This window comes from Pantoea sp. USHLN298 (assembly GCF_037149395.1).
In the GTDB taxonomy this organism is placed as follows: Bacteria; Pseudomonadota; Gammaproteobacteria; order Enterobacterales; family Enterobacteriaceae; genus Pantoea; species Pantoea astica.
In genome coordinates, this window is sequence record NZ_JBBCRO010000007.1 from 149,087 (window position 1) to 172,653 (window position 23,567).

Sequence of the window (23,567 nt, forward strand, 5' to 3'; positions counted from 1 at the left end):
GCCTGACTTACTTCACAGCGGTCGAGGTACCGTCGGCATGCCATTTGAAGACGCCGAACTCAAAGCCTTTCAGATCGCCCTTCTGATCCCAGCTCAGGTTGCCCATCACGGTTGGCACCGCAGCGCCCTCTTTCAGGTTCTTCACAATCTCTTCCGGCTCGGCGCTCTTGCTGCGCTCCATCCCGGCCGCCAGCGATTGCAGCGCGGCATAGGTGGTCCAGACGAACGGACCGGTTGGATCAAGTTTCTTCGCTTTCAGCGCATCCACAATCGGCTTGTTGGTCTCAACCTGATCGTAGCGTTTCGGTAAGGTCACCAGCATCCCTTCAGAAGCGGCACCCGCGATGTTAGACAGTGAAGCGTTGCCCACGCCTTCCGGACCCATGAACTGGGTTTTCAGACCGGCAGCACGCGCCTGGCGAACAATCTGGCCCATCTCCGGGTAGTAACCGCCGAAGTAGACGAAATCGACGTTCTCTTTCTTGAAGCGCGCCACCAGGGTAGAGAAATCTTTGTCGCCGGCGGTGATACCTTCAAACATCACGATGTTGGCGCCCTGCTTTTTCAGGCTCTCCTGCACCGAACGCGCCAGGCCTTCGCCATACTGCTGCTTGTCGTGTACCACAGCGATACGCTGCGGCTTCAGCTCGGTCATGGCATATTTGGCCGCGGTCGGGCCCTGATCGGAGTCGAGACCGGTGGTGCGCATAATCAGTTTGTAGCCACGGGCGGTGAGATCCGGCGCGGTGGCGGCGGGGGTAATCATCAGCACGCCTTCATCTTCGTAGATGTCAGACGCAGGCTGGGTCGATGAGGAGCAGAGATGGCCGATGACGTAGCGGATGCCGTCGTTGATCACTTTGTTGGCGACCGCGACCGCCTGTTTCGGGTCACAGGCGTCATCATATTTCACCGCAACCAGTTTGTTGCCGTTAACGCCGCCTTTGGCATTGATATCTTCAATCGCCTGGGTCGCTCCGGCAAACTGCATGTCGCCATACTGCGCAACCGGGCCAGACATCGCCCCGACAATCGCCACTTTAATATCTTCAGCCAGTGCGGCATGGCTCATCGCCAGTGCTACACATCCCGCCAGTAATGCGCGACCTTTCATTTTCATCCGGACTACCCCATCTGTTATGTCGTGGTTGTTGTGAGTGCAAACTGCCAGATAAAGTCGAAAAACTGATTAAGCAATAATGAGTTAGCGTACTTTTCTGGCATTTATTAGTAATAAGGCTTTATTTTTCAGGTTATTAAACAGGAAGTTTCTTCTGTAAATCAACTGACATATTCAGAATTGCCTGAGTGCAACAGCATAATACACTGGATGCAACGGCCGGATTTTCACCACTTTGCCAGCGGGTTATGCTGGATTGATCGCATCCAGGGCCTGTTTACAACTATCATCCTGGCAGCCAGGCCATCTTTTGACCTGTTTTATTGATGAAAATGTGTCAGCGCTCTGGTTGTATACTTTCGCTACACTTCCCCCTTTTACAAGTACAGGTGTTTGTCATGAAGCTCACCATCCAGCGTTTAACCACGCTGACGCCGCAGGACCGGATCGATCTGGGTAAAGTCTGGCCGGATCTGGAGATTGATAAACTGGAACAGACGCTGAATGAAAGTCATCGCCTTTATGCCGCGCGTTTCAACGACCGCCTGCTGGGCGCATTGCAACTGGAGATTTCAGGTATTCACGGCAAGGTTCATCGGCTGGCCGTACGCGATGTCACCCGGCGACGCGGAGTGGGTCAATATTTGCTGGAAGAGACCATCAGGCAGAACGGATCATTAGCGGACTGGTGGATTGCAGATGATGGCAGCGACGATCAGCGGGTGCGGGCGGCGTTTATGCAGGCGTGTGGTTTCAGAGCCCAGACCGATGGCTGGATACGGGCGGTGGAGTAAAGCAGGCGAGCGCAGAAAACAAAAAGGGCGACATGATCATGTCGCCCCTGAAGGTTACCTTGCGGTATTACGCTTCGATCGCCATGCGCAGTTTTTTCATGGCGTTCTTTTCCAGCTGGCGGACACGTTCCGCTGAGACGCCATATTGATCGGCTAACTCCTGCAGCGTGGTTTTGTTGTCTTCATCCAGCCAGCGGGCACGGATGATGTGCTGACTACGCTCATCCAGACCTTCCATCGCATAGCTCAGCTTATCGGCAGCGTGCGCATCCCAGTTATCCTCTTCAATGCCGTCGGCAAAGTCAGAGGTTTTATCCTGCAGATAGAGCACCGGTGCCATTGATTTGCCTTCACCGCTCTCATCGTCGGCCGACATATCAAAGGTCATATCCTGGGCCGCCATACGTGATTCCATTTCACGCACGTCTTTACTGCTCACGCCCAGTTCACGCGCCACCATCTCGACTTCGTCCTGATTGAACCAGCCCAGACGCTGCTTGGTTTTACGCAGGTTAAAGAACAGCTTACGCTGTGCTTTGGTGGTCGCGACTTTCACGATACGCCAGTTACGCAGCACGTACTCATGAATTTCGGCTTTGATCCAGTGTACGGCGAAAGAGACCAGTCGCACGCCCACTTCAGGGTTAAAGCGACGCACCGCTTTCATCAGACCGATGTTGCCTTCCTGAATCAGGTCAGCCTGCGGCAAGCCGTAGCCGGAGTAATTACGAGCGATATGAACTACAAAGCGTAGGTGAGACAGGATCAGCGTCTTTGCCGCATCCAGATCGCCCTGGTAATGCAGCCGTTCAGCCAACGCTTTTTCCTCTTCTGCCGACAGCATCGGCCAGGTATTGGCAGCCCGAACGTAAGATTCCAGGTTGCCCAGAGGAGCAATAGCTAAAGTTTGCATTTCTTTGGTCATTCAAACCCTCACAAATTCAGTGGAATTGCCGCACATTTCCTTGCGCAGACGATACAGTATGTCAACGTCGCGCGAAATCCGAAAGCAATCTGTGCTACCGGGACAACAAAGTTATCCACAACAACAATTATAGCAGTGAATATTTTACACACAGATGACAGGAAGGGAAGAGGCGAGTGCGTCCTCTGCATCCCATCGCCGGTAGCAGAGGACTATTATAACAAAAAAATGTTGCAGGCGTTTACTGGGGCGTAAATCGGCGTAAATGTTGTACCGTCGCCAGCCAGGCGGCGATCCAGCCGATAATCGCGGCAATCAGCACTAACAGCAGCGCCTCATCCCAGGAGAAGCCTTCCAGCGAGAAAGTGGTGCCGAACACGGTTGCCACATGGGCCACCACCGATTGCAGCCGCAGCACCAGCACTTCCGACAGCAGCAGCGACAATACCGCGCCGCTCAAGCCCAGCAACGCTCCGCCATAGAGGAACGGCCGCAGAATAAAGCCATCGGTGGCGCCAATCAGCTTTTGTACGTTGATGGTATCGCGGCGGGCAAAGATGCTGAGCCGCACGCTGTTACCGATCACCAGGAACACCGCCACAATCATCAGTACGCCGATCATCGAGGCGATCTGCCCTACCAGCCCGGTCAGCGCCGCCAGCCGCGCGAACCAGCTGTCGTCCATGCGTACTTCATCCACGCCCTGCACTTTAGTCACCCGATCGCGCAGGCTTTGCATGGTGTCGGAATTCTGAAAATTGAGCTTCGGCGTGATAATCGCCACCGCAGGCAGCGGGTTCTGCTCCAGCATATCCATCGCACCGCCAAACCCTGACCAGTTGCGGAACTCATTGAGCGCCTCTTCCCGCGTCAGGTAATTGACGTTATCCACGCCTTCCACCTGTTTGAGCTGCGCCACCACGTTTTCGGCGGCGGTGTCATCCAGCGCTTTATCGAGATAGACCGTCAGCTGCGGTGCCGGATACCACTGGGTCGCCGCCTGGCTGACGTTCTTCCACACCATGTAGCAGACGCTTGGCAGGGTCAGCGAAATGGCGATCACCATAACCGTCAGCAGCGTCGCCAGCGGCTGACGCCACATGTCCGACAGCGTGCCGCGCAGGGCATAGCGCCACTGCTCCTGCCAGCCGCCTTTCAGCGCTTTGCTTTTCGACGGCTGCTGCTTCGCTTTCGGCGCCGTCGGGCGTTTATTGCGTTTATTGACCATCGTGGCCTCCGTGCAGGCGTCCCTGATTCAGCGTCATGACGCGGTAGTTACGACGGGCAATTAAGCCGTTGTCGTGCGTCGCCATCAATACGGTGACGCCCACGCGGTTGAACTCTTCAAACAGTCGCAGAATGTCTTCCGACAGCGCTTCGTCAAGGTTACCGGTGGGTTCATCCGCCAGCAGCACCGCCGGTTTATTCACCACCGCACGGGCGATACCCACACGCTGCTGTTCACCGCCTGATAGCTGAATCGGGTAACTTTTCGCTTTGTCGAGCAGGCCGACTTTGTCCAGCGCTGCCGAAACGCGACGACGGATATCTTCGCCGCTGGCGCCGGAGATAATCAGCGGGATCGCCACGTTGTCGTAGACCGAACGATCCATCAGCAGGTGGTGATCCTGAAAGATCATGCCGATCTGACGGCGCAGAAAAGGCACCTCGCTGTTACGCAATCGGGAAATATCGTGGCCGCTAAACCAGATTTGTCCGGCACTCGGACGCTCAATGCCACAAATCAGCTTCAGCAACGTACTTTTACCGGCACCGGAGTGGCCGGTCAGGAACGCCATTTCGCCGGGACGCAGATGGAAATCCACCCCCTGCAGTGCCTGACGTCCGCCGAGATATGCCTTACTGACCTCTTCAAAGCGAATCATCCTAATTAGTCCTCTCGGGCAAACAGTGCCTCAATAAAATCATCCGCCTTAAACGGGCGTAAATCTTCGATGCCTTCCCCGACACCGATATAGCGAATCGGAATACCGAACTGATCGGCGACCGAGAAGATCACTCCGCCCTTGGCGGTGCCATCCAGCTTGGTCAGCGCGATGCCGGTTAAGCCCACCGCTTCATCAAACAGTCTGGCCTGGCTGACCGCATTCTGCCCGGTACTGGCGTCAAGCGTCAGCATCACTTCATGCGGCGCATCTTCATCCAGCTTCTTCATCACCCGGGTAATTTTCTTCAGCTCTTCCATCAGGTGCGATTTGTTCTGCAGGCGACCGGCGGTATCGGCAATCAGCACGTCGACACCGCGTGATTTCGCCGCCTGAATCGCATCGAAGATCACCGAGGCAGAATCTGCACCGGTATGCTGAGCAATCACCGGAATATTGTTGCGCTGACCCCAGACCTGCAGCTGCTCGACCGCGGCCGCACGGAAGGTGTCACCGGCAGCCAGCATCACTGATTTGCCCTCGGCCTGATACTGACGCGCCAGTTTACCGATGGTGGTGGTTTTACCCACACCGTTGACGCCGACCATCAGGATCACAAACGGGGTTTTGCCGGAGACGTCCAGCGGCGCATCCACTTTGGCCAGAATCGACGCCATTTCGGCTTTCAGCAAACCATAAAGCGCTTCCGCATCACGCAGCTGCTTACGGTTCGCCTGCTGAGTCAGATGGGTGATGATCCGGCGGGTGGTATCGACGCCGACGTCAGCAATCAGCAACTGCTCTTCCAGCTCATCAAACAGGTCATCATCAATCTTTTTGCCACGGAACAGGCTGACGAAACCGGAACCGAGGTTCTGACGGGTTTTTACCAGGCTGCGCTTCAGGCGGGCAAAGAAGCCCTCTTTGCTGGGGCGTTCCTGCTCCTGCGTAATGATTGGCGCAGCGGCTAACGGCAGATCGCTGACGGTATCCGGCACGGCATCGGCTTCTTCACTTTCTGCCAGCGCCAGGGCTTCCAGCTCTTCATCGCTCAGCGGCGCGTCAGCCTGGGTTGCTGCGGCATCAGCCGCTGGGGTGATGATGGCGTCAACCTCGACGACCGGTACGCCGTGCGGATCGCTTTCCGTTTCCAGTAAGGCTTCCGGGTCAGCCTGAATCGGCTCCGGTTCCGCCAGGGCTTCCGGTGCGGCTTCATGCGGCGCGGCAGCCGTTACCTCCGCATCACGTTGCTGTCCGGCCACCGTTTCGGTGATGGCGACAGTCTCTTCCGCTTGCGATTCAGCCTGCGTTAAGGTTGCGGCTGGCTGTTCTGCCTGCTGCGGCGTGGACTCAGCCGCCGGTTGCGCCTGCTCCTCTGCAGAGGGTTGCTTCTCTTCTTCTTTGCCAAATCCCAGCCAGGAAAAAAAGCCACGTTTTTTCTCTTTTGCCATTGTGTGACTACACTCCTCGATGGCTTTGTCCCGGTCGCGCGTCGTTTCCAGGGGTGAATCAATTAAAATTGGCTAACGCCAGACCGGCGTAAAACCGCAGAATACTGCATGACTTCAGCAACTCAGTAGTCTAACACTTTCCAGCCAGCTCACCACAGCACCCTTTTTTAACGTTTCTTCTCACCGATTCGCCCGTTAAACTACGCAACAAATTATGACGAGTTGTGAGCAAGATGACTAAAAACACCCGCAGTACCGGCGGTGCCGGGCAGATCCGCATCATCGGCGGACAATGGCGCGGACGCAAATTGCCGGTGCCCGACAGCGCCGGGCTGCGTCCCACCACCGATCGGGTGCGTGAAACCCTGTTTAACTGGCTGGCGCCGGTACTGCCAGCAGCACGTTGTCTCGACTGTTTCGCCGGCAGCGGCGCGTTAGGGCTGGAAGCGCTGTCGCGCTACGCGGGATCGGCGACGCTGCTGGAGCTGGAGCGTCCGGTAGCACAGCAGCTGATGAAGAACCTGCAGACGCTGAATGCCCACAACGGCAAGGTGATTCAGACCAATGCGCTCACTTTTCTGGCGCAGCCAGGCGAACCCTTTGACGTGGTGTTTATCGATCCGCCGTTTCGCCAGGGATTGCTGGAGCAGACGCTGCAGCTGCTGCAGCTGAATCACTGGCTGGCGGACGACGCGCTGATCTATGTCGAAAGTGAAGTGGAAAATGGCGCGCCGCCGGTGCCGCCAGAGTGGAATCTTTATCGCGAGAAAATAGCCGGACAAGTGGCTTATCGTTTATATCAACGTCAACAGGAGACGCAGGATGTTACTTAATTTGGGGCGTCTGTTGATGCTATGCGTATGGGCATTTTTACTGGTTAACGTGGTGCATCCCTACCCGAAACCGCTGACCTACTTTATTAATGTCGCGCTGTTTTTCATGATCATGATGCACGGCCTGCAGCTGGTATTACTGCGCGCCACGCAGACCAAAGATGCCCCGCCGATTGACCGCCTTACCCAGGCGAAGGTGTTTGTGTTTGGCGTATTTGAACTGGTCGCCTGGCAGAAAAAGCACTTTCCCCGCAAAAAATAGTTCTGTGAGCGGGCGCCCTGCCCGCTGATTACTGCGCTGGGGTAAAGCTGATAAAGCGCGTTCCCTGCATTTTCAGTTCGCCCTTCGTCCCTTTATCCAGCTGATGATATTCGCCTTCTTTAAGCTGCACTTTAATGTCGCTGGCACCGTTAAGCGGATGAAACAGGGCTTCGTAGCGCATCTCTTCCCCGGCAATCACCTCACGCTGACGTGAACGGCGATTGGGTGCCGGAAATTCACGTTTGGTTTTGACTTCCGCCGTCAGGGATCGCACCGGAGAGGCATCATTGACGGCGGTTTCGCGGCGCTGTTTGATGAACTGACGGGTAGCCAGCACGGCGATAATCGCCAGGACGATAATAATGATTAGCGGTGGTTTGCTCATAATTCTCTCGTGCTTAAAGAAATGCGGATGGCGTTAACTGCGCGGCAAAGCATACAACCAGAGTTGCCCGATTGTCACATCGTCAGGACGTAACCTAAACTGGAAGGGATATTTTGGGATCTTTCACCATTTTGGTTAAAAAAGGGAGAAACAATGCTCTGGTCTTTCCTCGCTGTACTTTTCTCCGGCTGGCTCTACGTTGATGCCACCTATCGCGGTCCGCAATGGCAACGCTGGTTGTTTAAACCGGTCACGCTGCTGCTGCTGGTCGGCCTCGCCTGGCAGGCCCCGACGCTGAACACCACGGACTACCTGATTCTTGCCGGTCTGATCGCCACTCTGGTCGGCGATGCGTTAACGCTGCTACCCCGTCAGCAGATGCTCTACGCCATTGGCGCGTTTTTCCTGTCGCATCTGCTTTATACCCTCTGTTTCGCCGCCAGCATGACCATGACCTTCTTCTGGCCGATTCCGCTGACGCTGTTGATTATCGGCGTGGTGCTGATTGGCATTCTGTGGAGCCGACTGGAAGATCTCCGCTGGCCGATCTGTACGTTTATCGGTATGACGCTGGTAATGACCTGGATAGCGACAGAGCAGTACTTCTTCCGCCCGACCGATTACAGCTTCTCCATCATGGTGGGTGCCGGTCTGCTGTTGCTGGCGAATATTGTCTGGTTTATCAGTCATTATCGTCGCCGTTTCAGTGCCGACAGCGCCATCGTTGCCGCCTGCTACTTTGCCGGTCACTTTATGATTGTCCGTTCGCTGTGGGTGGTGTAACAGAACGCCTGGTTTAAAAAATGGCCTTGACTCTGGAGTTAACTCCAGAGTGTAGGATAACGGGATGGACAGCTTCGTTCATCCCTTATCCGGAGGTCATATGCATCAACATCACGCCTGTGGCTGCGGTAAACCGCGTGCCAGCCACGCCGCAGCCAAACCCCTGTGCCAGATCCCTCAGACTCGTCCCCTGACGCTCTCCATCCACGCCGCAACCCCGGTTACCGCAGACAGCGCGGGCTGCTGCTGCGACAGTAACAGCAGTCCCGGCAACGATGCCGATGAGGAAGGCGACCGGCGACGCGCCGGTCACCTGCCGTTTAGCTGGCAGGTCAGCGGGATGGATTGTCCCGGCTGCGCCCGCAGCATTGAAACCGCGGTTCAGCAGGTGGCGGGCGTCACCGAAGCGCGCGTGCTGTTCAGCAGTGAAAAACTGGTGGTCAGCGCCGACAGCGACGTGCGACAGGCGGTAGAACAGGCGGTTAAAAAAGCCGGTTTCCAGCTCAGCAGCCAGACCGACACGGCAGCCGATGGCCCGCGCTGGCAACATAACCGCATGCTGATTGCGCTGGCGCTGCTGGTGCTCGCCAGCAGCCTGCTCAGCCATTTCGCGCCGCTGTGGGGCGATCGCCTGTTTGTCATCACCACCCTGATCGGCCTGTTTCCGGTGGCACGCAGCGCCTGGCAGCGGCTGCGCAGCGGTTCGCCTTTCACCATCGAAACCCTGATGACGCTGGCCTCAGCCGGTGCGCTGATCATCGGTGCCCATGCCGAAGCGGCGATGGTGCTGGTGCTGTTTCAGCTCGGCGAGCAGCTGGAAAGTTACGCCGCCGCGCGGGCACGCAGTGGCGTCACCCGTTTAATGGCGCTGCGCCCGGAATCGGCGATCCGCCTTGAGCAGGGCCAGCGTCGTGACGTGCCACTCGCCGCGCTACAGCCCGGCGATCAGATTGAAGTGGCGGCGGGCAGCCGCCTGCCGGTCGATGGCTGCTTAATGACGCCGCTCGCCAGTTTTGATGAAAGCGCCTTAACCGGCGAATCGCTGCCGGTGACGCACAGCCGCGGCGACAAAATCCTGGCTGGTGCCACCAGCATTGACCGTCTGGTGACGCTGGAAGTGGTGTCGAAGCCGGGCGAAAGCGCGATCGACCGGATACTGCAACTGATCGAGGAGGCGGAAACCCATCGCGCGCCGGTTGAACGCTTTATCGATCGGTTCAGCCGCATCTATACGCCGCTGGTGATGCTGCTGTCGCTGCTGGTGATGCTGGTCCCGCCGTTGCTCGGCGCGGGGGAATGGCAGCCGTGGATCTACAAAGGCCTGACCTTGCTGCTGATTGGCTGTCCCTGTGCGCTGGTGATCTCCACGCCAGCGGCGATTACCTCCGGACTGGCCGCCGCTGCCCGTCAGGGCGCGCTGATCAAAGGCGGCGCGGCCTTAGAACGACTGAGCTCGCTGCGCATGATGGCGTTCGATAAAACCGGTACCCTGACCGTCGGCAAGCCGCAGCTCAGCGGAATTGTGCGCTTTGGCACCGCCAGTGAAACGGAGATGCTGGCGCTGAGCGCCGCCGTGGAACAGGGCGCGACCCATCCGCTGGCCACGGTGATTGTGGCGGCAGCGGCGGCTCGCAATCTGACGATTCCGGTCGCAGACGATCAGCAGGTTCAGGCGGGTCGGGGCATTACCGCCTGGGTCGGCGGTCAGCAAATCCAGCTGCTGACGCCTGCACAGATAGGCGGGCTGACAGCGCAGCAAACCGAAGAGATCACCCGGCGCGAAGCAGAAGGTGAAACCGTGGTGGTACTGGTGCGGGATGACGACGTGCTGGGGGCGCTGGCCTTGCACGATCGGCTGCGCAGTGATGCGGCAGCGGCTCTGCAGGCGCTGAAAAAACTGGGCATTGAGAGCCTGATGCTGACCGGTGACAATCCGCGTGCAGCCGCGACCATTGCCCGTCAGCTGGGCATTGATTTCCGGGCCAGCCTGCTGCCCGCCGATAAGGTCGCGGCAATAGCCGAACTGAGCCAGCAGCAGCCGCTGGCGATGGTCGGTGATGGGATTAACGATGCGCCGGCGATGAAAGCGGCGACGCTGGGCATTGCGATGGGCAGCGGCACCGATGTGGCGCTGGAAGCCGCCGATGCCGCGCTGACGCGCAATCAGCTGAGCCATCTGGCACCGATGATTGTGCTGGCGCGCCGCACGCGCCGCATCATTCGTCAGAACCTCACCATCGCGCTGGGGCTGAAGGCGGTTTTCCTGGTCACGACGCTGCTGGGACTGACCGGATTGTGGCTGGCGGTGCTGGCGGACTCGGGCGCCACGGCGCTGGTCACCGCCAACGCGCTGCGGTTACTGCGCAACCGCAGCTAAAGAGAGGCGGCCTGTCTGATGACGGGCCGCGCTCAGCCAGCACGACTACTCCGCCATGCCTTTCTGGATCAGGAACTGATACGGCAGGTTATCGGTCTGCTGCGCCAGCAGACGATGTTCCATAAAGCGGCAGAAGCCCGGAATATCGCGGGTGGTGGCCGGATCGTCGGCGATGATCAACAGCGTGTCGCCATCCTGCAGGCTGCGTACGGTTTTGCGCACCATCATCACCGGCTCCGGGCAACGCAGGCCACGGGCATCCAGTTGATGGTCGGCAGAGGAAAAAGCATCGCTCATAATGGACTCGGTTCAGGTTTGGGGCGCTCATTCTAGCGCGTGATGATGATGACGCAAGGCGATAACGATTGCGCTAAAATTAACCATTGCATAAATAGCACAACGCGGTAAGATGCCGCCGCTTTTTGCTCATAAAACTGCCAGGCGCTGCCCGAACGGCGTCCCGCAATGGGTTCCCTCACCCCAACATTAAAAAGGTTGATTATGCTCGCATTCTCTTCGCGTCAGCGCATGCACGCGCTGTTCTGGTTATCGCTGTTTCACCTGCTGGTGATCACCTCCAGTAACTATCTGGTGCAGCTGCCGATCTCGATTTTTGGCTTCCACACCACCTGGGGCGCATTCAGCTTCCCGTTTATCTTCCTGGCAACCGATCTGACCGTGCGCATCTTTGGCGCGCCGCTGGCCCGTCGCATTATTCTGGCGGTGATGATCCCGGCGCTGTTTATCTCCTATGCCGTCTCTGCGCTCTACTATCAGGGTGAATGGCAGGGCTGGCAGGCGCTGGAACAGGTGAACCTGTTTGTCGCCCGCATCGCCTGCGCCAGCTTTATGGCTTACGCACTGGGTCAGATCCTCGACGTACACGTCTTTAACCGTCTGCGCGCCCTACCGCAGTGGTGGATCGCGCCAGGCTGCGCTATGTTCCTCGGCAACATCAGCGATACGCTGGCCTTTTTCTCCATCGCTTTTTACAAGAGCCCTGATGCCTTTATGGCCCAGCACTGGGTGGAGATTGCCCTGGTGGATTACAGCTTCAAAGTGCTGATCTGCATGATTTTCTTCCTGCCCGCCTACGGCGTACTGCTCAATGCCGCGCTGAAACGGCTGGCTGAGCGCCGTTCTGCCGCTCAGGTAAATTTCGGCTAACCCGCCATACCGATTTTCGCCATTACCCGCTAAGATCTGCTGACAATCATCAGGTTGCGTTTGCAACCTGATTCCTGTTGTATTAACGGCTGACTGGAAACTTAAAAAAGGGATTCTGATGCGCAACCTGGTGAAATATGTAGGAATGGGCTTACTGGTGCTCGGCTTAGCCGCCTGTGACCAGAAGAAAGATGACGCGGCAAATGACAACGGCGTCAGCGCCAGTCAGTCGGCGCAGACGGTGACGCTGATGGATGGCAAACTGAGCTTCTCGCTGCCGCCTGGCATGTCAGATAAGAGCGGCAAGCTTGGTTCGCAGACCACTAATATGCACGTTTACGCCGATGAAACCGGCGCGCGCGCGATTATTGTGATTGCCGGTGAGCCGACCAATGATGGCCTGGACGTGTTATCACAGCGTATGGAACAGCAGCAGCGCAATCGCGATCCGCAACTGCAGGTGGTTTCAAACAAATCGGTTACGCTGAAAGATCAGCCGGCACAGCAGCTGGATACGGTGATTTCAGCGAACAACCAGACATCATGGTCATCGGTGATTCTGGCGAAGGTCGATGGCAAACTGGTCACGCTGCAGATTACTCTGCCGGGCGATAACCAGCAGCAGGCACAAAGCGATGCCGACAACATTGTGAAAAGTATCACTCTGAAATAAGGCCGGGCGACTGCCCTGCTGGCTTCCGGCTTCCCCGGTTCGGGGAAGCCGGTTATTTCCCGCCTGCGCTTACAGCCCGGTATTCTCACGAATATAACGGCGCGCTTTCACCGCATATTCAAACGGGTTAGCCAGCGCCGGGTCCTGCTCCGCTTCCACCACCATCCAGCCTTTGTAGCCGTAATCGTCGAGAATTTTGAAAACCGGTTTAAAATCGATCACGCCATCGCCCGGCACGGTGAAGGTGCCTTTCTTCACCCCTTCCAGGAAGGAGAGATGATTGTCGCGCACCTCAGCGACCACCTCGTCGCGCACATCTTTCAGATGGACGTGAAAAATGCGCGGCAGATATTTTTCCAGCACCGCCAGCATCTTCTGCTGTGAACCTTCCGAATAGTAGACGTGACCGGTGTCATACAGCAGGCCAACCTGCTCGTCGGTCAATGCCATAAAGCGGTCGATCTCTTCGGTGGTCTGAATGCCGGTGCCCATATGGTGATGCAGCGTGACCCGCATTCCCTTTTCAGCCGCAATGCGCGCCAGTTCGTTGTAGCCGTCTGCAGTGCGCTGCCACTCTTCATCACTGAACACCGGTTTCTGCTCAAACACCGCCAGCGTGGTGCCCTGAATACTTTTGCTCTGCTCTGAACAGCCAATGACCCGTGCGCCCATCGCATGCAGGAAGTTCATGTGATTAATGAACTCATCGATGGTTTTGGCCTTATCGCCGTTGGCAAAAAATGTGCTGAACCAGGCGTTACAGATTTCGATGCCGCGAATATCCAGCATCGGTTTCAGGATCGCCGGATCGCGCGGATATTTACTGCCGACTTCGCTGCCGGTAAACCCCGCCAGCGCCATCTCACTGACGGTTTGCTGGAAGGTGTTCTCGCTGCCGAGATCCGGCATGTCGTCGTTGGTCCAGCCGATCGGGGCAATCGCCAGTTTTACGTTGTCTTTGTTCATTATGTTGTTCCTTAGCCGGGCGGGCATCCCGCCTGTCTGTGCTGAATCAGGAGTAGAAAGCAGGACGTGGCGGCATCTCTACCGTTTCAATCGCACCGCTGTTTTGCGCTTTGATACAGGCATCGGCAGCCACTGAGGCGGCGAAGCCATCCCAGGCTGACGGACCGGTCAGCGTGCCCGCTTTCACGTCGTTGATGAACGCCTGCAGCTCAACGTCATACGCTTCGATAAACCGATCTTTCCAGTCAACCAGAATGGTGTTCGACAGCCGGGCATCTTTACGCAGCTGAACCGACGACGGCTCCGGTAACCGGGCAATGCCCTCTTCGCCAACCACTTCACATTGAATGTCATAGCCATAAGCGCAGTTGACGAAGATCTCGACGTCGATGCGTACCCCTTTCTGGGTTTCAAACAGCACAATCTGCGGGTCTTTCAGCTGAGCATGCGATTTTGAGGTGACGCGCGGGAAGACCACCTGCACGGTTTTGTAATCGTCACTGGTCAGCCAGCGCAGCACATCCAGTTCGTGGATCAGCGTGTTAGTGATCGCCATCGGCGTGGTGTAATTTTCCGGCACGGTCGGGTTGCGGTGCGCGCAGTGCAGCATCAGCGGCTCACCGATATCTCCGTCGGTAATGACTTTTTTCAGGGCGCGATAACCGGCATCGTAAGGTCGCATAAAGCCAACCTGGACCAGCCGTTTGCCCGCCTGAATTTCAGCATCGACCACCCGGCGGCAGCCTTCGGCGCTCATCGCCAGCGGCTTCTCACAGAACACCGGTTTGCCGGCGGCGATGGCGGCTAAGGTGAACTCTTCATGGGTCGGGTCCCATGACGTCACCAGCACCGCATCGACGTTCGGCGACTGGATCACGTCATGCCCGTTCTGAAACACCTCCGCCTCGATATTCAGGCGCTGCAGCGCAGCGCGCGCGCCGTCAACGTTGATATCCGAGACGGCAACCACCTGCGCTCCCTGCAACACGTGGTTGCAGCGGCGAATATGTTCCTGACCAATTGCACCGGTACCGATGACGCCAAGTTTCAAAGTCATAATTACACCTGTGTAGGGTTCGTGCTGAGAGAAGAAGAAAGGGGCCGTGCTCCGGCCCTGAAATTAGTATTTACGGGCCTGATCCAGATGGGCTTTCAGCTTATCCGCGACCGCCTGAACCCGTTCAGAATCGGAGGCCTGTGCAACGCCAACGTGCCACCAGCTGAAATATTTGTGGATCATGGTTTTTGGCAGCACTTTGATGTCGATAAGAGTGGAAACGGTCTGCGTTCTGGCATCTTCCAGTGCGGCTTTTAACTGCTCCAGCGTGGTGACGCGGTAGGTTTTACAGCCGTAGCCTGCCGCGATGGCGGCGAAATCAACCGGCACAAAGCCGCCATCCAGCTTGCCGCCTTCCGGATTACGGAAGCGAAACTCGGTGGTGAAGCTGTCCATGCCGTGTTCCATCTGCAGGTTATTGATGCAGCCGTTGGTCATGTTATCCAGCAGGACCACGTTGATCTTCGCCCCTTCCTGAATCGAGGTCACCAGCTCGGAGTGCAGCATCATGAAAGAACCGTCGCCGACCAGCGCATAGACTTCACGCTGCGGCTGCGCCAGTTTTGCGCCCAGCGCGGCGTTAACTTCATACCCCATACAGGAGTAGCCATACTCAACGTGATAGGCGTTGTAATCTTTGGTGCGCCAGACGCGCTGCAGATCGCCAGGCAAACTGCCTGCCGCCGCGACAATCACCGCCTCTTTGGGTAACTGTTCGTTCAGCGTGCCGAGCACGCTGCTCTGGGTCAGCACCGACTGAGTCAGGCGGTTGAACTCGGCGTAAACCGCTTCACGATCCAGGTGGTCAGCAATTTCCGGCACAAAATCCTGCTCGTGATAGGTCACCTGATAGACGCGCTGGGTCTCTTTCAGCAATTTGCTCTGCGCCTGCTCAATCTGGCTGCCCCAGTCGTTGCTGTAATGTTGTGACGCCAGCGCGGCGGTCAGCGCGGTCAGCCCTTCACGGGCATCGGCCAGCAGCTGCACGCCATCCAGCTTGTAGCTGTCGAAATTACTGACGTTGATATTGAGGAAGCTGACGTCCGGGTTCTGGAAAATCCATTTCGAGGCGGTGGTGAAGTCGGTGTAACGGGTCCCGATGCCGATAACTAAATCAGCCTCTTTGGCCAGCAGGTTCGCCGCCAGACAGCCGGTTTCGCCCACGCCGCCGACGTTCAGCGGATGATCAGAGATCACCGTGCCTTTGCCCGCCTGGGTCTCCGCAAACGGGATCTGATAGCGTTCGGCGAACTGGCGCAGTGCCTCGCCTGCTTCGGAATACTTCACCCCGCCGCCACAGACGATCAGCGGCTTGCGCTTACGGCCGATCAGCGTCAGGGCATCGGCCAGCTGCGCCGCAACCGGCAGGCGACGATCCAGTCGATGTACCCGCTTCTGGAAGAAATAGTCCGGATAATCCCAGGCTTCGCCCTGCACATCCTGCGGCAGCGACAGCGTTACCGCACCGGTTTCGGCCGGATCGGTCAGCACCCGCAGGGCGTTAATGCAGGCGGACATCAGCTGTTCCGGACGGCTGACGCGGTCCCAGTATTTGCTGACGGCCCGGAAGGCGTCGTTGGTGCTGATGCTGAGATCGTAACTCTGCTCAATCTGCTGCAAAACCGGATCGGGCTGACGGGTAGCGAACACGTCGCCCGGCAGCAGCAGCAGCGGAATACGGTTTGCGGTGGCGGTAGCGGCGGCAGTAATCATGTTGGCGGCGCCCGGTCCGACTGATGAACTGCAGGCGATGATCTGACGACGCAGTGACTGTTTCGCAAAGCCGGTCGCGGCATGCGCCATGCCCTGCTCATTGCGACCCTGATAAACCACCAGATCGCCGCTGTCCTGCTCCAGCGCCTGCCCCATTCCCAGCACGTTGCCATGACCGAAAATCGCGAAGATGCCTTTTACAAACTTTGTCTCAACGCCATCAACATCAATATATTGATTATCAAGAAATTTAACCAGCGCCTGTGCAGTGGTCAGTCTGATTGTGCCCATATGCTCTTCCTTTACATGCTGGTGGTACCTGACTCCGGTACAACGCGCCAGGCGAAGTCATACTGCGGAAAAGGCGACCGGTATAATTGAAACGTGAGGCGATTATAAACAAATATATTTTTCATAAAATACAATTACAGAAGAAACATTTCATTTTGCGAGTGAGATCAAATTTAGTCATGCTGCAGGGTCTGACGAGGCATCCGGGCGGGAAAAACTGGAACGTTTTATGGACAACAAGGTGCGTTGAAAAAATTCATTTCACTTCAGTAGCTTCCTCTATTGCTGGCAATATTCCTGCGATCTCTCTCACAACCCTGACACACCGGGCACGGCGAAGATAAGGTTACCCGTCACCAGGCGGAATCAGGAGTTTTACCTGGTTCACAAAATCGCGATGGATATTTCATTTCATATTGAATCTGGAATTTTTATTCCTCATACTGACCTCATAGCCAATCAGGCACCTATAGACCCGGAAGCAAAGCGCGCGTCGTCGGGCTTTTCGCCCGCAGTGTCTGCTAATCACAGAAGGAAACCACAGGTATGAGTACACAACAGAAGCGGCTTGATGTGATTTGTATCGGGCGCATCGCCGTCGATTTTTATGGTCAGCAGATCGGGGCGCGGCTGGAGGATGTCACCTCATTTGCCAAATATCTGGGGGGTTCGTCAGGTAACGTCGCCTATGGCACCGCGATTCAGGGTCTGAAATCGGCGATGCTGGCGCGGGTGGGAGATGAGCACAATGGTCGCTTTCTGCGGGAAGAGCTGCAGCGCGTAGGCTGCAATACCGACGCCTTAATTACCGATGAAAAACGCCTGACCGGCATGGTGATCCTCGGTATTAAAGATGAAGAGACTTTTCCGCTGATTTTCTACCGTGACAACTGCGCGGATATGGGACTGGTACCGGAGGACGTGCAGGAAGCGTTTATTGCCTCTTCGCGTGCGGTGGCAGTAACCGGCACCCATTTATCTCATCCGCAAACCCGCGAAGCGGTACTGAAAGCGCTGGATATTGCCCGCCGCCACGGCCTGCGTACCGCGCTGGATATCGATTATCGTCCGGTGCTGTGGGGACTGACCTCGCTCGGCGACGGTGAAACGCGTTTCATTGAATCGTCGCAGGTGACGCAGCAGCTACAGGAAGTGGTGCATTATTTCGATTTGATCGTCGGCACCGAAGAAGAGTTTCATATTGCCGGTGGCAGCACCGACACGCTGACCGCCCTGAAGAATGTGCGTCAGGCCAGCCAGGCGACGCTGGTCTGCAAACGCGGCCCGCTGGGTTGCGTGGTGTTCGAAGGCGAGATCCCGGATAGCTGGGAGCAGACCCGGCTGCACACCGGCGTGCGCGTCGAGGTGTTAAACGTACTGGGCGCGGGCGATGCCTTTATGTCGGGCCTGCTGCGTGGCTGGCTGAACGATGAGGGCTGGGAGCAGGCATGTCGTTACGCCAACGCCTGCGGTGCGCTGGTGGTGTCACGCCACGGTTGCGCACCCGCCATGCCGACCAAAGCGGAGCTGGATGATTTCCTGAGCCGCGATAAAGAGGTGAAACGGCCCGATCTCGACGATCGCCTCAACCATCTGCATCGCGTGACCACCCGCAAGCAGCAGTGGCCAGAACTGAATGTTTTCGCCTTTGATCATCGCAAACAGCTGCTGGATATGGCGCGTGAAGCGGGCGTTGATGAGAGCAAAATTCCACAGCTTAAACTGCTGCTGCTGAAAGCGGCCGAGGAAGCGGCGCAAACGGCCGGACTGGAAAACAAGAGCGGTATCCTGGCTGATACCACCTACGGCCAGAAAGCACTGAATGCGATTACCGGAAAACAGTGGTGGATTGGCCGTCCGATTGAGCTGCCGGGTTCGCGCCCGCTGCGACTGGAGCATGGCAATATCGGCTCGCAGTTAATCGACTGGCCAGCCGAGCATGTAGTGAAATGCCTGGTATTTTATCATCCACACGACAGCGCCGAACTGCGTAAAGAGCAGGATGAGCTGGTACTGGATGTCTGGAACGGCTGTAACAAAAGCGGACACGAGCTGCTGCTGGAAGTGATTCTGCCGGAGAGCAATCCGGACCGTGATGAGCGCTACTATCTTGATATTCTCAGCCACTTCTACAGCCTCGGCATTCAGCCGGACTGGTGGAAACTGCCGCCGCTCTCTGCTGAGAGCTGGCAGGCGATCAGCGGGTTGATTGAGCAGCAGGACCCGCACTGTCGCGGCATTCTGCTCCTCGGCCTTGATGCGCCAGAGGAGAAGCTCAAAGCTGGTTTTGCCGCCGCGGCAAAAGCGCCCTGGGTTAAAGGCTTCGCAGTGGGCAGGACTATTTTTGGTCAGCCATCACGCCAGTGGCTGCAGGGCGAACTGGACGATCAGGCGCTGATCGAGACCGTGAAGGGCAACTACCTGCGGCTGATAGAGTACTGGCGCGCCGCCCGCGCCTGATTGATTCACCGCCAGACGCCATCCTCCGGCCGGAGGGTGGCGCTTTTTTTTTCATCTTCCGCCGCGCTTAATTCATTTCTGTTGCCATTCGCGCCCGCCGTTTGTCCCCTTTCGGCCTGCAGGGAGTCGCGGTCGGCCAGCAGACAGGTGATGCAGAGACAATCTGTGAAGCATTTCATAAAGCCATGAAATAAACCGCTCTGTTGACGCAAACAAATGAAATTTTCCATCCATCTGGTACTATAGCGCTCATTATCCAGCCATTATTCTTATTACACGGGCAGAAGTAATGACCAATAATCCCACCCAACTTTCTTTATTGCAGGACGATATTCGTCGCCGCTACGAAACGCTGAGCAAACGTCTTAAACAGGTTGCGCGTTACATCCTTGATAACAGCAATAGCATCGCCTTTGACACCGTGGCTTCCATCGCCCAGCAGGCCGATGTGCCGCCATCGACTCTGATTCGCTTTGCCAACGCTTTTGGCTTTAGCGGTTTCAACGAAATGAAACAGGTTTTTCGTCAGCACCTGATGGAAGAGACGGTGAACTACACCGAGCGCGCCCGCCTGTTTCGCCAGACGTCAACCGACGACAGCGCCAGCGCGCCTGAGAGCCCGGCTGAGATCCTGAATGTCTTTACCATGGTGAACAGCCAGGCGTTACAGCAGCTGGCGATGCAGGTGAATCCGGAGCAGTTGAACAAGGCGGTGAAACTGCTTAACGAGGCCGAGAATATCTATGTGATTGGCCTGCGCCGTTCCTTTAGCGTGGCCTCTTACCTGGTCTATGCGCTGCGTCATCTGGAACGTCGGGCATTCCTGATCGACGGCCTCGGCGGCATGTTTACCGAACAGCTCAGCCTGGTAAATCCAAAAGATGTGGTGATTGCCATCAGCTATTCGCCGTATGCGCGTGAAGCGGTCGAAGTGGTCGAAATGGGTGCCAAGCGCGGTGCGCATCAGATCGCCATTACCGACAGCCAGGTGAGTCCGCTGGCGGCTTTCAGCGACGTCTGCTTTGTGGTGCGTGAAGCACAGGTAGACGGCTTCCGCTCGCAGGTGGCATCGCTCTGTCTGGCACAGACGCTGGCCGTTTCACTGGCGCTGAACAACGTGGAAACGCCCTGATTTGCGGCGTTAATGCTGGATAGCGGCAATAACAAAGGCAGCCGATGGGCTGTAGTGCTGGTCAGTTAAGGTTGAATTTGCAAAGGCTGTCACGGTCAGACGTGGCAGCTTTTTTTCTGCGCGAGTGTGCCGGAGTGCGGGCCTGAGCATCTCTGCTGCTGCCGGGCCGTCCTCGCGCCGCTCACGCGGTACCTTCGGCTTTGACGTCGTGCCGACGAACCGTTCGGGGATCGGCCTTCCCTGGCCGGCCCTAACTCTCCACGCTTCCCGGCGTGGCGTTCTGGCCCAACGTCACGCCTCAGCGCTGCGGATAGCCCTTTCCGCAGCAGAGGCGCCCAGGCCTCCACTCTTGTGCCCTTTTTAACAGCACACACTGAAGCCTCAGAGCAGGCTGGGGCCGATCAGGGGCAGGCAATCCGCAGCGCTGAACATTAGCCAGGAGAGCCCGCAGGACGCGGGCGAAAGGCGGGGCGGCACAGGATGTGCCATCCCCGCCGGTCCGTCAGGCAGACGAATGACGTGAAGGCACCGCGCAGCGGCGCGAGGACCGCCAGCCCCTGAGCGGCACCAGACTGCGTTATCACCGGTCGCTTAACTGACAGGCATTACGCCCATCGGCTGCCGTTTTACTTTTCTGAGGGTTATCCGCTGCTGACGAGAATCAGTGCAGCGGTTACTTCTGACGCGGATAGGCGTCGCTGTTAACCCAGGCGTGATCTTTCTCCCAGGTAAACTTCCACAGCCTCACCGGCCCGGCCATCACGTTCAGGTAGTAGTTGTTGTAACCCGCCAGCGTCGCCACCGGATGATAGCCACGCGGTACCATCACCACATCGCGATTGTAGGGTGCCATGCAGGCATCCAGCGAGCGATCGTCGGTGTAAACCCGCTGCATAGCGAAACCCGGTTCCGGATCGAAACGGTGATAATAGGTCTCTTCCAGATAGGTTTCGTCTTCGCTCTCTTCCTGATCGTGCTTGTGGCTGGGATAAGAACTGGTGTCGCCTTCATCGGTGTAGACTTCCACCACCAGCAGACTGTCAGCGGGTTTATTATCCGGCAGAATATTGTGCACCAGCCGCTGATTACGCCCTTTCCCGCGATGCTCAACGCCGACATCTTCTGGGGCAATCAGCCGCGCAGGCAGGTTGCCGTGCCCCGGCGCGCTGCATACCGCCAGCTCCAGATCGCTGTCGGCCCGCACTTCCACTTCATCGTTATGCGGCACATAGACTGACCACGGCGGCACGCGCTCAAACGGTGACATGCGCTTTCCGATGCCCGGAAATTCCGCATGGCGGGTTTTCACCGAGGCCAGCCCGGCAACTAATACCAGGCACAGCTCTTTATCACCGCTGCTGAGCCGCAGGGTTTCACCTTTCTTCAACAGATAAGCGTCGAAACCGACATAACGCCAGCCGGCGCGCTCCGGGGTTACGTGCTGAATGCGCCCCTGACTGTCTGGTGCTTGTGCTTTCGAAAGTAAAGACATTCCCTTCCTCCTCTCTGTCATGCTTTACGTGCCCGCCGTGACCCGGATTTAACCGGGCAACAAAACCGGATACCGGCAGGTCAACGCAAGGCGGCCTGCCGGTCTGGCACGTTAAACAGCGTGCATTGAATTAACTGAGCGTTGGCATACTGAATTCAGAAACGGTCTGCTGACCCGCTGGCCAGCGCACCGTGGCGGTTTTCATTCGGGTATAGAAACGCACACCGTCCGGACCGTGGACGTTGAGCGCACCGAACACCGAGCGCTTCCAGCCACCAAAGCTGTGAAACGCCATCGGCACCGGCACCGGCACATTCACGCCGACCATGCCCGCTTCAACGTTCTGGACAAATTCACGCGCGATATTGCCGTTGCTGGTGAAAATGGCGCTGCCGTTACCAAACTCATGGCTGTTGACCAGCTGTAACGCACTGTCGTAGTCCGGCGCACGCATGATGCTCAGCACCGGGCCAAAAATCTCTTCGCGCCAGATCACCATGTCAGAGGTGACGTTATCAAACAGCGTACCGCCGACGTAGTAACCCTCAGCGTGACCCGCCACCTGAACGTTGCGGCCATCGACCACCAGCTTCGCGCCTTCCTGCTCGCCTTTATCGATGTAGCCGAGCACTTTCTTCTGATGCGCCGCGGAAACCACCGGCCCCATCTCATTCTCATCAGCGCCTTTATTGATGCCGGGACCAATGCGCAGCGCGTTTACCAGCGGCGTCAGTCGGGCGATCAGTTTGTCAGCCGTATCATCACCGACCGCGACCACCACCGGCAGAGCCATGCAGCGCTCACCCGCTGAGCCAAACGCACCGCCCATAATGGCGTTCACGGTGGCATCCAGATCGGCATCCGGCATTACGATGGCGTGGTTTTTGGCTGCGCCAAACGCCTGCACTCGTTTGCCGTGAGCGCTGGCGGTTTTGTAGATGTGCTCAGCGACGCCGGATGAACCGACAAAGCTCACTGCCGCGATGCGCGGATCTTTATACAACTGTTCCGCATCGTCATTGGAGCTGTGAACGACGTTGAACACGCCATCCGGCAGTCCCGCTTCGGTCAGCAGTTCCGCCATGCGTACCGCTGCACTCGGATCGAGCGCTGGCGGCTTCAGGATAAAGGTATTGCCGCAGGCCAGGGCGATCGGGAACATCCACAACGGCACCATCGCCGGGAAGTTGAATGGGGTAATCCCCGCCACCACGCCCACTGGCTGCATCAGCGAGTAGCTGTCCACGCCGCTGCCGACGTTTGGTGAATATTCACCTTTCAGCAGATGCGGGATGCCGCAGGCAAACTCAATTACTTCGATACCACGGGTCAGTTCACCCAGCGCATCAGACCAGACTTTGCCGTGTTCCGAAACAATCAGCGCGGCCAGCTCGTCGCGGTGTTGTTCCATCAGCGCTTTGAAATTAAATAGCACACGGGCGCGGCGCAGCGGCGAGGTTTTCGACCAGGCCGGAAAAGCGTTGTGCGCAACCTCAATCGCATGAGCCACTTCATCAGCGGTACTTTGCGTCAGTTCACGTACCACCTGGCCGGTTGCCGGATCGTAAACCGGGATGGTTTCGTTGCTGGCGCTGAAGGTGGTTTTACCGCCAATAAAGTTTCCTGTGATCGTCATGATGTTGCCTCTTTAAAGGGTTAAGTTTCCTGCAGACGCACCGTGCGGCCTGTCCCGCAGTCTGATCAGGCAAACCTGAAAGCGTGTTATGAAGCTATTACAGTGGAACAAATTTTTCAAATAGATATTTTTGGAAAATTTCCTTTTAGCGGCACAGATCGCAT

At 57.2% G+C, this 23,567-nt stretch carries 21 protein-coding genes; 9 read left to right on the forward strand and 12 right to left on the reverse strand.

Annotation, left to right across the window (positions count from 1 at the left end):
* Positions 1 to 7 precede the first annotated feature (7 nt).
* Positions 8 to 1,120, reverse strand: a complete 1,113-nt coding sequence (locus WFK59_RS18670; protein ID WP_233986858.1) for a branched-chain amino acid ABC transporter substrate-binding protein — start codon at positions 1,118 to 1,120, stop codon at positions 8 to 10.
* Between the two features lie 398 nt (positions 1,121 to 1,518).
* On the opposite strand from WFK59_RS18670, the gene panM reads away from it, so the two are divergent.
* Entirely contained in the window at positions 1,519 to 1,914 is a 396-nt protein-coding gene (gene panM / locus WFK59_RS18675) for an aspartate 1-decarboxylase autocleavage activator PanM (protein WP_233986856.1), read from the forward strand.
* 67 nt (positions 1,915 to 1,981) lie between these two features.
* Here the strand turns inward: panM and rpoH are convergent, their stop codons facing one another.
* The 4 genes from rpoH to ftsY form a co-directional block, all read right to left on the reverse strand.
* Entirely contained in the window at positions 1,982 to 2,839 is an 858-nt protein-coding gene (gene rpoH, locus WFK59_RS18680) for an RNA polymerase sigma factor RpoH (RefSeq protein WP_031376708.1), read from the reverse strand.
* 241 nt (positions 2,840 to 3,080) lie between these two features.
* Complete coding sequence (gene ftsX, locus WFK59_RS18685) at positions 3,081 to 4,067, reverse strand: permease-like cell division protein FtsX (protein ID WP_233986846.1); 987 nt, start codon at positions 4,065 to 4,067, stop codon at positions 3,081 to 3,083.
* On the reverse strand, positions 4,057 to 4,725 hold the full coding sequence (gene ftsE / locus WFK59_RS18690) for a cell division ATP-binding protein FtsE (RefSeq protein ID WP_031376707.1): 669 nt from the start codon (positions 4,723 to 4,725) through the stop codon (positions 4,057 to 4,059). Before ftsE ends, ftsX begins: the two co-directional genes overlap by 11 nt.
* A 5-nt stretch (positions 4,726 to 4,730) precedes the next feature.
* Positions 4,731 to 6,176 (reverse strand): signal recognition particle-docking protein FtsY, encoded by a 1,446-nt coding sequence (gene ftsY, locus WFK59_RS18695; RefSeq protein WP_336756788.1) that lies wholly within the window; start codon positions 6,174 to 6,176, stop codon positions 4,731 to 4,733.
* A 233-nt stretch (positions 6,177 to 6,409) separates the two neighbouring features.
* Here ftsY and rsmD point away from each other — a divergent pair, with 233 nt between their 5' ends.
* Positions 6,410 to 7,009 carry a 16S rRNA (guanine(966)-N(2))-methyltransferase gene (rsmD, locus tag WFK59_RS18700; protein WP_336756790.1) on the forward strand — a complete coding sequence of 200 codons (600 nt, stop codon included), beginning with the start codon at positions 6,410 to 6,412 and terminating at the stop codon, positions 7,007 to 7,009.
* Positions 6,999 to 7,271 (forward strand): DUF1145 family protein, encoded by a 273-nt coding sequence (locus tag WFK59_RS18705; protein WP_233986818.1) that lies wholly within the window; start codon positions 6,999 to 7,001, stop codon positions 7,269 to 7,271. The genes rsmD and WFK59_RS18705 overlap by 11 nt, the downstream gene beginning before the upstream one ends.
* A 28-nt stretch (positions 7,272 to 7,299) precedes the next feature.
* On the opposite strand, the gene WFK59_RS18710 is transcribed toward WFK59_RS18705, so the two are convergent.
* Positions 7,300 to 7,656: a DUF2500 domain-containing protein gene (locus tag WFK59_RS18710; RefSeq protein ID WP_233986816.1), complete on the reverse strand. Its 357-nt coding sequence runs from the start codon at positions 7,654 to 7,656 to the stop codon at positions 7,300 to 7,302.
* 153 nt (positions 7,657 to 7,809) lie between these two features.
* Between WFK59_RS18710 and WFK59_RS18715 the strand changes: the two genes are divergently transcribed.
* Both WFK59_RS18715 and WFK59_RS18720 read left to right on the forward strand, forming a co-directional pair.
* Positions 7,810 to 8,439 (forward strand): lysoplasmalogenase, encoded by a 630-nt coding sequence (locus WFK59_RS18715; RefSeq protein WP_233986814.1) that lies wholly within the window; start codon positions 7,810 to 7,812, stop codon positions 8,437 to 8,439.
* A 100-nt stretch (positions 8,440 to 8,539) separates the two neighbouring features.
* Complete coding sequence (locus WFK59_RS18720; protein WP_336756793.1) at positions 8,540 to 10,816, forward strand: zinc/cadmium/mercury/lead-transporting ATPase; 2,277 nt, start codon at positions 8,540 to 8,542, stop codon at positions 10,814 to 10,816.
* 45 nt (positions 10,817 to 10,861) lie between these two features.
* On the opposite strand, the gene tusA is transcribed toward WFK59_RS18720, so the two are convergent.
* Positions 10,862 to 11,113, reverse strand: coding sequence for a sulfurtransferase TusA (gene tusA / locus WFK59_RS18725; RefSeq protein ID WP_031375242.1), 252 nt, complete (start codon positions 11,111 to 11,113; stop codon positions 10,862 to 10,864).
* Between the two features lie 204 nt (positions 11,114 to 11,317).
* On the opposite strand from tusA, the gene WFK59_RS18730 reads away from it, so the two are divergent.
* Positions 11,318 to 11,983, forward strand: coding sequence for a 7-cyano-7-deazaguanine/7-aminomethyl-7-deazaguanine transporter (locus WFK59_RS18730; RefSeq protein ID WP_233986810.1), 666 nt, complete (start codon positions 11,318 to 11,320; stop codon positions 11,981 to 11,983).
* A 118-nt stretch (positions 11,984 to 12,101) separates the two neighbouring features.
* Positions 12,102 to 12,656 (forward strand): DcrB family lipoprotein, encoded by a 555-nt coding sequence (locus WFK59_RS18735; RefSeq protein WP_233986808.1) that lies wholly within the window; start codon positions 12,102 to 12,104, stop codon positions 12,654 to 12,656.
* Between the two features lie 69 nt (positions 12,657 to 12,725).
* On the opposite strand, the gene iolE is transcribed toward WFK59_RS18735, so the two are convergent.
* From iolE to iolD, 3 genes are all read right to left on the reverse strand, one after another.
* A complete protein-coding gene (iolE, locus tag WFK59_RS18740) occupies positions 12,726 to 13,622 on the reverse strand; it encodes a myo-inosose-2 dehydratase (RefSeq protein ID WP_336756796.1) in 897 nt (298 codons plus the stop codon).
* A 46-nt stretch (positions 13,623 to 13,668) separates the two neighbouring features.
* Entirely contained in the window at positions 13,669 to 14,679 is a 1,011-nt protein-coding gene (locus WFK59_RS18745) for a Gfo/Idh/MocA family protein (RefSeq protein WP_233986800.1), read from the reverse strand.
* 63 nt (positions 14,680 to 14,742) lie between these two features.
* Positions 14,743 to 16,683, reverse strand: a complete 1,941-nt coding sequence (gene iolD, locus WFK59_RS18750) for a 3D-(3,5/4)-trihydroxycyclohexane-1,2-dione acylhydrolase (decyclizing) (RefSeq protein ID WP_336756797.1) — start codon at positions 16,681 to 16,683, stop codon at positions 14,743 to 14,745.
* Between the two features lie 546 nt (positions 16,684 to 17,229).
* On the opposite strand from iolD, the gene WFK59_RS18755 reads away from it, so the two are divergent.
* Positions 17,230 to 19,143 carry a bifunctional 5-dehydro-2-deoxygluconokinase/5-dehydro-2-deoxyphosphogluconate aldolase gene (locus WFK59_RS18755; RefSeq protein ID WP_233986789.1) on the forward strand — a complete coding sequence of 638 codons (1,914 nt, stop codon included), beginning with the start codon at positions 17,230 to 17,232 and terminating at the stop codon, positions 19,141 to 19,143.
* Positions 19,144 to 19,432: 289 nt separating this feature from the next.
* A complete protein-coding gene (locus tag WFK59_RS18760; RefSeq protein ID WP_094121845.1) occupies positions 19,433 to 20,275 on the forward strand; it encodes a MurR/RpiR family transcriptional regulator in 843 nt (280 codons plus the stop codon).
* Positions 20,276 to 20,948: 673 nt separating this feature from the next.
* Here the strand turns inward: WFK59_RS18760 and iolB are convergent.
* Positions 20,949 to 21,767: a 5-deoxy-glucuronate isomerase gene (iolB, locus tag WFK59_RS18765; RefSeq protein WP_233986787.1), complete on the reverse strand. Its 819-nt coding sequence runs from the start codon at positions 21,765 to 21,767 to the stop codon at positions 20,949 to 20,951.
* Between the two features lie 130 nt (positions 21,768 to 21,897).
* On the reverse strand, positions 21,898 to 23,403 hold the full coding sequence (locus WFK59_RS18770; protein ID WP_233986780.1) for a CoA-acylating methylmalonate-semialdehyde dehydrogenase: 1,506 nt from the start codon (positions 23,401 to 23,403) through the stop codon (positions 21,898 to 21,900).
* Between the last annotated feature and the right edge of the window lie 164 nt (positions 23,404 to 23,567).